The following is a 9,292-nucleotide window of genomic DNA, read 5'->3' on the forward strand; positions in this document are numbered from 1 at the left end:
GTACTAGAGTTCTCTTTTATCACCCTATTTCTCCGAACTTCTTTTGAGATTGTGGACGGGTCTTTTCCTAACTTAGCTGCTATAGCTGAGAAGGGCTTAAGTTGTTCAATTCCTATTTGAATATCGTTGCGATCAGAGAGAGTTAAGTGTTTGTTTTTCATTGTCAGTTACCAACTTGTCCCATAGTAAGTTCTACCTTATTTTTTTGTCTCAGTCTAATTTCCAGTTTTGGTGTTAGACTAGAATTTACTTTGAGAATTTAGGCAATACCTATTAGCGCAAGTGCTATTTTTCAAAAATTGACAAATCCACTTCTGACTTATATAATAATAAAGTTAATGTTAGCTTTTGTCTAACAAGAAGAATGATCAGACTCAGGAGACTTTTATGTATCAAATTCTTTCGTCCATGGACAGTTTTGTCTGGGGACCACCACTTCTTGTTCTTTTGGTTGGAACAGGAATTTACCTGTCAGCACGGCTTGGTTTACTCCAAGTTTTTAAACTCCCCAAAGCCTTAAAATTGATTTTCACTGCTGAAAGTAAGGGACAGGGGGACATTTCGAGTTTTGCAGCCCTTGCCACCGCCCTTGCAGCAACTATTGGTACTGGAAATATTGTCGGAGTTGCGACAGCCATTAAACTTGGGGGACCTGGTGCCCTCTTTTGGATGTGGGTAGCTGCCTTCTTTGGAATGGCGACAAAATACTCAGAAGGGGTATTGGCTATCAAATATCGGACAAAAGACGCCAATGGTGAGGTAGCTGGTGGTCCAATGTATTATATCGTAAACGGATTGGGTAAACGCTGGAAGCCGCTAGCTATTGTCTTTGCAATTTTTGGTGTCATGGTCGCCCTCCTTGGATCTGGAACCTTCACTCAGGTCAATTCCATCACAGAGTCATTAAATAACGCCTTTGGTTTGCCTGCTACTATTGTCAGTATCATACTTGCTGTCATTGTTGCGATTATTATCTTTGGGGGTATCCAATCCATTTCTAAAGTAGCTGAAAAAATTGTTCCCTTTATGGCCATTATTTATATTCTGGCTGCACTCATTGTCCTTATCTTCAACGCTGGTAATATCCTTCCAAGTATTGCCCTCATTTTAAAATCAGCTTTTACAGGTCAAGCGGCAACAGGTGGCTTTGCTGGCGCTACTATGATGATTGCTATTCAATCAGGTATTGCACGCGGTGTTTTCTCAAACGAATCTGGTCTCGGCTCAGCTCCAATTGCAGCAGCGGCAGCCAAAACCGAAGAACCTGTCGAACAAGGGTTGGTATCCATGACTGGAACTTTCATTGACACCATTATCGTCTGTACATTGACAGGTTTAGCTATTATCGTTACTGGAGGTTGGTCTAGCAATCTCAACGGCGCAACATTGACTCAGCATGCTTTTGCAACTGTTTTTGGAAATTTTGGTGTTTTCGCACTAACAATTAGTTTGGTCCTTTTTGCTTTTACAACCATTTTAGGATGGGGATACTACGGAGAACGTTGCTTTGAATTCTTGTTCGGTACACGTGCCATTCCCGTTTACCGCTTAATTTTTGTACTTATGGTTGCACTTGGAGGCTTTCTTAAGCTTGAATTAATCTGGGTTCTTGCTGATATTGTTAATGGTCTCATGGCTATTCCAAACCTTATTGCACTCCTTGGGCTATCACCAATCATTATCAAGGAAACAAAACGTTATTTTTCACAATTATAGTCGTTAGCCGCCTGAAATATATGGCGGTTTTTCATATCGAAATTGTGGTATAATGGGTACTAATAGCTATTTTTTCGTACTGTCACCTCTGAGTTCAGTGCGCAAGAGAACGCAGAAAATGCGCCCTCTTCATTTACAGTGACACTTACTTACACACAATTTTGGGTTAAAACATATAACGGCAATGTTGTTGCTTCAACGAAATAGAAACTCGATTTTTAATACAAATACATTCAAACAAAGGAGAAAATATGGCATCACCAGCAGAAAATCTCAAATTAGCAAAAAGAGGCCCGATTGTCAGTATTATCGCCTATCTAACACTTACCATTGGCAAATTACTCTCAGGCTATCTCCTCGGGTCATCTTCTCTTATTGCTGATGGCTTCAACAATCTCTCCGATATTATGGGAAATGTAGCGCTCTTTATCGGGCTGCATTTAGCTAGCCGACCTGCAGATGATAATCACCGTTTTGGCCACTGGAAAATAGAAGATTTATCTAGCTTGATTACTTCGGTCATCATGTTTATCGTAGGTTTTCAAGTGCTCATTCAAACTCTCCAGAAACTCTTCTCTGGACAAAGTGCAAAGATTGATCCGATTGGTGCAATTGTAGGATTAATTTCAGCTCTTATCATGTTTGGAGTTTATCTTTATAACCGCTCCCTTTCCAAAAAAGTCAAGTCAAGTGCCCTTGTAGCGGCTTCAAAAGACAATCTGTCTGATGCCTTAACTTCACTGGGGACTTCTGTTGCCATCCTTGCCTCATCTCTTAACCTCCCTATTATTGACCGTATCACGGCCATTATTATCACTTATCTAATTTTAAAGACAGCCTATGATATTTTTATGGAAAGCGCCTTTAGCTTATCCGATGGCTTTGACGAGAAGCAACTTAAAGAATACGAAAAAGCCATCCTCCAAATTCCAAAAATCTCCGCAGTCAAATCACAACGCGGACGTAACTATGGTAGCAATGTCTATTTAGATATTGTTCTAGAAATGAATCCAGATTTATCGGTTTACGAAAGCCATGCCATTACTGAACAAGTAGAACGTCTATTAAGTGATCAATTTCATGTCTATGATATTGACATCCATGTCGAACCTGCTTCCATACCCGAAGATGAAATTTTTGAAAATGTTTCTAAGAAAATTTATAAAAACGAAAAAATAATTCTTTCTAAAATCCCCGATTATGAGAAATACATCTCTAAAACCTTCTTAATGGTTGATGAGAATGGAAACTTTCTAACCGCTGAAGATTTTCTAGATCAACAGGAATATTACACTTGTAATTTCAAATATTTTAAAATTCAATCTATCAGCCAAAAAACAAAACTCGTCACCTATGAACTAAATAACCAAAAACATACCAGTATTTGGCGACGTCATGAAACTTGGTTTCTTATCTTCCATCAAATAACACCAATTAATCAAACAAACTGTGATATATAGGCCATTAAGTTAATTCTAATTGCTTTAGACATAAAGAAAAGAAGACAAAAATGTCCTCTCTTGTCAACTTTGCCTCTACTCACAAGCTGAATCATACAACTAGCCAGTGTCTTTAGACGCTGGCTAGTGGCTTATCCTATTACTTGTCCGTTCGGATGGATAAGTATGATTAAATATCTGTTATTTTGACAAATGGATTTCCTAAGCCACGAGTATCCACGCTTTGCGTACTTTGTTCATTCCAAAGCGAAGCAATTGGATACCAACCATTATTGGATGAATTGTATGGGTCAGAAACATAAGTATTTCCATTTGAGTACCCTTTTAGAACGATTTCGTGGCTAGTACCATAACCCCACGGTGAGAATTTATCCTGTTGGACGGCTGCCACCACATGATGCCCTTCTTTGAGAGTACTTGTTAAAGCTGCTGAGGAATTAATAATAGTCGGTGTCAAGCCCCATTGACGAGAGGCAATCAAGATACCATTCCCAGTTGTTCCTTCCGTACCTCGGTTAAATTCAACAGTATTGTTGTAAAGGTAACTTGCAACTGTGGTTGGAAGAACCTCAGTGTTGGTCAATGATGAAAAAACCATGGCAAGGCTAGTTGGTACACAACCAGTTGAAGCCAGTGTGTAGTAACCATAGCGGGTACCACCCCAACGTCCATCACGTTGATTGTAATAAGGGGTATTGTAGTTAGTGCGTTTCACTGTGAAATCAGTTGAGGTTAAGAAGTACATCTGTCCATTATCAGATTGATAAACATGCAGATGGTACGTTCCCGTTCCGGAATGGTTTGCTACATTAATTAAACCAGTTGCATTTGTTCCTGATGTTGTAGCATCATACCAACTAAGATCATCTTGTCCGTTAGTATCAGACCAAACGGCATATTTTACTGCTCCACTTGAATAAACACCTGAAATGCTGACAGCGTAAATACCTGTACCTTTATAATTTGTTGATACATTAGCAGTTGTTTGCTTGTTCGTTAAAGTATATTGACCGAGATTGTAACCAATCGTTTCGCCATCTTTGGTTTTTACGTAAGCATGGACTGTGTAGTTACCCGAGATATTATGGTGGTATTTTTCATCAACTGTCACAACCACTTTCCCGTTGACCACACTTGAAGTTGTATACCAGTAAATGTTTTTCTGTTTTTCTTGTGACCAAGCGGCTACTGCAACACTAGCAATTTCTTTAGAAGTCTCTGTTTCGGCAATTACAACTTGCAACGTCCCATTAGCAGTATTTTGATTTTGAACGGTTACAGTTGGATTTGTTAAACTTTGATTAAAGATGAAATCAATACCACTTGTCGATGTTATCCCAATAAAAGAATTGGTCACTTGGCTTGTACCATAAACATGAATGTTATAATGTCCAGACTCAAAATTATGGTTTTTCGCATAGATTGTATACGTATAACTACCATCTGCTTGCTTAGCAGCCTGATACCATTTAATGTCATCTTGCCCTTTGTTTTCCGTCCAAGTTGGTAAGACAATACTTGTCATGTAAACTGGAACATCTCTAACAGTAACCTTGACAGATACTTCACCGACCCTAGTCACATCTACAGAGACACTAGGTTTAACAACATTAATACTTGTGGCATTCAAACCTACCATATGCCCATTAACAACGCCATAGGTATGAATAAAGTAGGTTCCGTAATCACCTGTATATTTCGCTGTGGTCTTACCTGAACTATCCGCTTTATACCAGACAATATCGTCTTGGGCGTTTTTTGCAGACCAGACAGCGTGGTAAATGGACATTGCCTTGCTAACATCACTTGGTATCGTGATATTAATACCATTCTGTTCGAGACTGGCTGAAACACTAATATTTTCAAACTCACCTTGGAAACTTGTTCCCAACAAACCTGTTAAAGAATTAGTAACGGCACTTGTCCCATAAACATGGACATTATATTTTCCACTTTCAAGATTGTGTTCCGCAATACTAATGGTTGCTGAATATGTAGTCGCTGAATTTTTGCTTGTTTTATACCAAATGAGATCATCTTGTCCCTTATTTTCGGTCCAAATTGGCAGTGTCACGCTTGTAATATATACTGGCACTTCTGAAACTGTTACTTGATAAGCTGTGGCACTTGCCTTTGTAACGGTTACTTTAGCACTCGGTTTTGGAATAGCAATTGATGTAGCATTTAAGCCATTCATTTTATTGTTGAGGTTCTGATAGGTATGGACATAGTACTTACCATAAGAACCAGTGTATTTAGCAACTGCTTTTCCGTTATCGTCTGCAGTATACCAAATCAAATCATCTTGACCTTTGGTATCTGACCAAACGGCAAACATTATTTTAGCTCCACTCGCAATAGCTTGATTGTATTGTAAATTAAATCCATTACTTGCTAGAGTAACACTTGTTACTTCACTAGTAACATTTCCAGTCGCCCCACGTTCAACGCTTACTTTATCAGTTGGTTCTTCAGCAGTTGCTTTTTGTTCATTAGCTTGATTAGATTCTTGAGAATCGGTCACAACATCTTTTGTAACATCTTCTGTTTGCTTGCTTGTTTCACCATTAGAAATTTCTGTAACTATTTGTAAGTTTTCTGTATTATCTGATGATTCTTCTAATGTTTCATAGTTCGTATCTTTTCCAGCCTTTGCTTGTTCCTGAACATTAGTTTGACTGTCTTCAGAAACCGTTGCTGGCTCATTATTGATTGATATATTATCTTGATTCTTTTCTTCATTGATAGCATCTTCTGCTACTATAGTAGCTTCATTGTTACTATTTACTGTAGTTGATGAATCAGTAACTAGCTTAGTCGTACTATCATTTGTAACAATCACTGTTGTTTCATCTGCACTAACACTCGCTGTCCCCAAGGTAGCAATTAAAGCCCCCGACAACAACAAGGTGCCAATAGCACCGTAGGCTTTTGATTTTTTAATTGTTCCATGTCCTTTTTGTCTCATAATATTCTCCATGAAAAACGATCTTAATTTCTTCATCATTTTACCATAATAGTTGTCAAAAATAAACACACTTTAATCAAACCAGATGGTATACATATAAAGAAAATACATGTAACTATTTTCTAATGACATGTATCTTCTTTATAAAAACTGATCTTATACTGTTCGGATAGAACCACATAAGAAGCCTAGCTATAAAAATGAACTGAACAGTTAATGTTTACACTTATACCAAGACAGCTTAAGCCATGACAAAACATATCATCTGGATATAAACCAGATAGTTAGCATAAAACTCGGTCACCCAAGCAACTGTCACAAACTTCACTTATAGATTCTCTGTGAATCTCTAGCAAAAAGGATAGTAATATTAACCAAATTTACTAGTACAATCAAAATTTATGCAAGATAATCTTTTTTGTTAAATATAGAATTAACTACCTTCTCATCCGACTAACAAAATATTATTTGTCAAGTTGTTCACTAAGTTGCTCCCATTCAAGCATAAGTATATCTTGTTGATTTGTGATAGCATCCAATTCTTTTTGAAGATCCATAAGCTGAGTTGCTTCATTAGTCGTCATCATCGCCTCATTAATTTCTTGCTCACGACTTTCGATGTCTTCCAGTTCTTCTTCAATCTCTGAAATACGACGGTTGAGTTTACGCAACTCTTTTTGATTAGCTTTTTGAGTTTGATAATCTGAAATTTTACTATCAGGCTGAGAAGACTGCTCCTTTTGTTGCGAGTTTATAGTCAGCTGAGCCAGTTCTTCTTGCTCTGCTTTTTTCTGCAAATAATAATCATAATCACCCAAATAAAGCTGAGAACCATTTTCAGAAATTTCAAGAACTTTAGTTGCAACACGATTGATAAAATAGCGGTCATGACTGACAAAAAGTAAGGTTCCATCAAAATCAATCAAGGCATTTTCCAACACTTCCTTACTGTCAATATCTAAATGGTTAGTTGGTTCGTCCAAAATGAGAAAATTATTGTTTTGCATGGATAGTTTAGCCAACAAAAGACGTGCTCGTTCTCCCCCCGACAGCATGTTCACCGATTTTTTAACATCATCACCTGAAAAAAGAAAAGCACCTAACCGGTTGCGAATTTCAACCTCTGGCGTTGTAGAGAAATCATTCCAAAGTTCATCGAGAACTGTATTTGTCCGAGTCAAATTGCTCTGTATCTGATCATAATAGCCCACTTCCACATTAGCACCGTAGCTTGAACGGCCATTAATAAAAGGGATTTGACCAATAATTGACTTGATGAAAGTTGACTTGCCAATTCCATTCGGTCCCACGATAGCAATCGCATCGAATTTTTTGACATCTAAGTTAATTGGCTGAGCCAGAACCTCACCTTCATATCCGATGGCCGCATTAGCCACTGTCAACACAACATTCCCAGAAACCTTATCCGCGTGAAAAGTCATATGAGCCGATTTTTGACCACTAATTGGCTTATCCAAACGCTCAATTTTTTCTAACTGCTTACGACGTGCTTGCGCGCGTTTGGTTGTTGAAGCCCGAACTATATTACGTTGTACAAAATCTTCAAGTTTGGCAATTTCTTTAGCTTGTTTTTCATAATTTTTTTCTTCTGTGGCAATCTTCTCTGCTTTTAAATCCATAAATTTGGAATAATTACCTACATAACGATCCAAGCTATGCGGCGTTAAATCGAGAGTAATCGTGGCTACCTTGTCTAAGAAATAGCGGTCATGACTAACAATAATCAATGCTCCTTGATAGTTGACAAGATAGTTCTCTAACCAAGCAATAGTCTCAATATCCAGATGGTTAGTTGGCTCATCCAAAACTAGAAGTTCTGGGCGTTCAAGTAACATCTTTGCCAGAGCCAATCGCGTATTTTGACCTCCCGAAAGCTCAGAAATTGTCATATTCCACATAGTCTCATCAAACTTAAAGCCATTGAGAATAGACTTAATATCGCTCTCATAAGTAAAACCACCATTTGCTCTAAACTCCTCTGACAAACGATCATAATCATTCATTAGTTTGTCAAAATTTGCTCCATCAAGTTCAGCCATTTGCAATTCCATGGAGCGTAAAGTCTGCTCCGTTGCCCTAAGATCATCAAAAACATGGAGCATTTCATCGAATATCGTATTTTCTGACTCAAAACGGCTGTCCTGAGCTAAATAAGAAAGAGTTAGGTCACGTTTCACATTAACCTCACCTGATGTTGGAGTTTCCTCTCCCACCAAAATTTTAAGGAGAGTGGATTTTCCGGCTCCATTACGCCCAACAAGAGCAATACGATCACGTTCATCTACTTGAATATTTATGTTATCAAAGAGCACATCACCTGAAAAACTGCGCTCAATTTTATTTCCTTGTAAAATAATCATGATTCTATTTTACCAAATCATATTCATTTAAACTATAAAAAATGAGAAAAATCTCTTCCAAAGAGTCCTTTTAAACCATATAAGCGCACAGAAGAGTTGCTAAGCTAAACAAAAAATCTCTACACTCGCCTTCGCCAAATTTTTAGTGTAGGGATAATGAGACTTTATAGTAAAACAACTGCATGCAGAGGTCGCTTTACTATGCCCATTTTAACATAGAAATGAGGTAAAAATAATGTGGAAAGAAAAATCACCAGACGGTAAGTTTAAATATTTTGAGCGTTACAAAGACCCATACACCGAAAAATGTCGTAGGGTATCCGTTACCCTAGAAAGTGGCTCAAATCGTGCACAGAAAGAAGCACAGAAGCTTTTAGAGGACAAGATAGCCGATAAGCTAGAACACTTAAAAGAAAGCGATGCGCTATTTGCTACCGCGTTTAACGATTGGCTGCCAAAATATAAAGACAGCGTCAAAAAAAGCAGCTTGCACTCCAATGTCATTAAGTTAACTAACCTATCACGTTTTGTGGTAGGTTAGTTTTTTCTATGGTACACTAAAAATAAAAGGGGAAAAGTCATGTTAGATCAGATTAAAGCTCATTTACTTGATAGTATTAACAACATCGTTTCCACCGCAAACCAGTTTGTGCTTCATCCTGAAAAAGATTTTAGTCGGAAAAGTCAGCTAACGATGAAAACCATGATTCAAGCTATACTGACCATGGGTGGTAATACCTTAGCCAAAGAGCTACTTGATTTAGATT

The 9,292-nt window shown here is 37.9% G+C and carries 6 protein-coding genes and 1 pseudogene; 4 read left to right on the top strand and 3 right to left on the bottom strand.

The genetic code is table 11. The features are described 5' to 3' along the window. On the bottom strand, positions 1 to 161 hold a 161-nt coding region (locus A3I7_RS12800; RefSeq protein ID WP_018376585.1), incomplete at its 3' end, for a helix-turn-helix domain-containing protein. A gap of 226 nt (positions 162 to 387) precedes the next feature. On the opposite strand from A3I7_RS12800, the gene A3I7_RS0109765 reads away from it, so the two are divergent. After that, positions 388 to 1,716: an alanine/glycine:cation symporter family protein gene (locus tag A3I7_RS0109765; protein WP_018376586.1), complete on the top strand. Its 1,329-nt coding sequence runs from the start codon at positions 388 to 390 to the stop codon at positions 1,714 to 1,716. A gap of 251 nt (positions 1,717 to 1,967) precedes the next feature. Continuing rightward, positions 1,968 to 3,176 (top strand): cation diffusion facilitator family transporter, encoded by a 1,209-nt coding sequence (locus A3I7_RS0109770; protein WP_018376587.1) that lies wholly within the window; start codon positions 1,968 to 1,970, stop codon positions 3,174 to 3,176. Positions 3,177 to 3,345: 169 nt separating this feature from the next. On the opposite strand, the gene A3I7_RS0109775 is transcribed toward A3I7_RS0109770, so the two are convergent. Further along, positions 3,346 to 6,144, bottom strand: a complete 2,799-nt coding sequence (locus A3I7_RS0109775; protein WP_018376588.1) for a GBS Bsp-like repeat-containing protein — start codon at positions 6,142 to 6,144, stop codon at positions 3,346 to 3,348. A gap of 464 nt (positions 6,145 to 6,608) precedes the next feature. Beyond that, positions 6,609 to 8,525 (bottom strand): ABC-F family ATP-binding cassette domain-containing protein, encoded by a 1,917-nt coding sequence (locus A3I7_RS0109780; RefSeq protein WP_018376589.1) that lies wholly within the window; start codon positions 8,523 to 8,525, stop codon positions 6,609 to 6,611. Between the two features lie 235 nt (positions 8,526 to 8,760). On the opposite strand from A3I7_RS0109780, the gene A3I7_RS13800 reads away from it, so the two are divergent. Both A3I7_RS13800 and A3I7_RS13275 read left to right on the top strand, forming a co-directional pair. Beyond that, entirely contained in the window at positions 8,761 to 9,066 is a 306-nt protein-coding gene (locus A3I7_RS13800; RefSeq protein WP_018376590.1) for a hypothetical protein, read from the top strand. Between the two features lie 39 nt (positions 9,067 to 9,105). Beyond that, positions 9,106 to 9,292: pseudogene (locus tag A3I7_RS13275) on the top strand (IS4 family transposase); the annotation flags it as partial.

The sequence above is a fragment of the Streptococcus orisratti DSM 15617 genome (genome assembly GCF_000380105.1).
GTDB classification, from domain to species: Bacteria; Bacillota; Bacilli; order Lactobacillales; family Streptococcaceae; genus Streptococcus; species Streptococcus orisratti.

Bases quoted from the DNA above. Each gene is read 5' to 3' on its own strand.
- A3I7_RS0109770 (WP_018376587.1), top strand. From the start codon at position 1,968: ATGGCATCACCAGCAGAAAATCTCAAATTAGCAAAAAGAGGCCCGATT.
- A3I7_RS13800 (WP_018376590.1), top strand. From the start codon at position 8,761: ATGTGGAAAGAAAAATCACCAGACGGTAAGTTTAAATATTTTGAGCGT.
- A3I7_RS0109765 (WP_018376586.1), top strand. From the start codon at position 388: ATGTATCAAATTCTTTCGTCCATGGACAGTTTTGTCTGGGGACCACCA.
- A3I7_RS0109775 (WP_018376588.1), bottom strand. From the start codon at position 6,144: ATGAGACAAAAAGGACATGGAACAATTAAAAAATCAAAAGCCTACGGT.
- A3I7_RS0109780 (WP_018376589.1), bottom strand. From the start codon at position 8,525: ATGATTATTTTACAAGGAAATAAAATTGAGCGCAGTTTTTCAGGTGAT.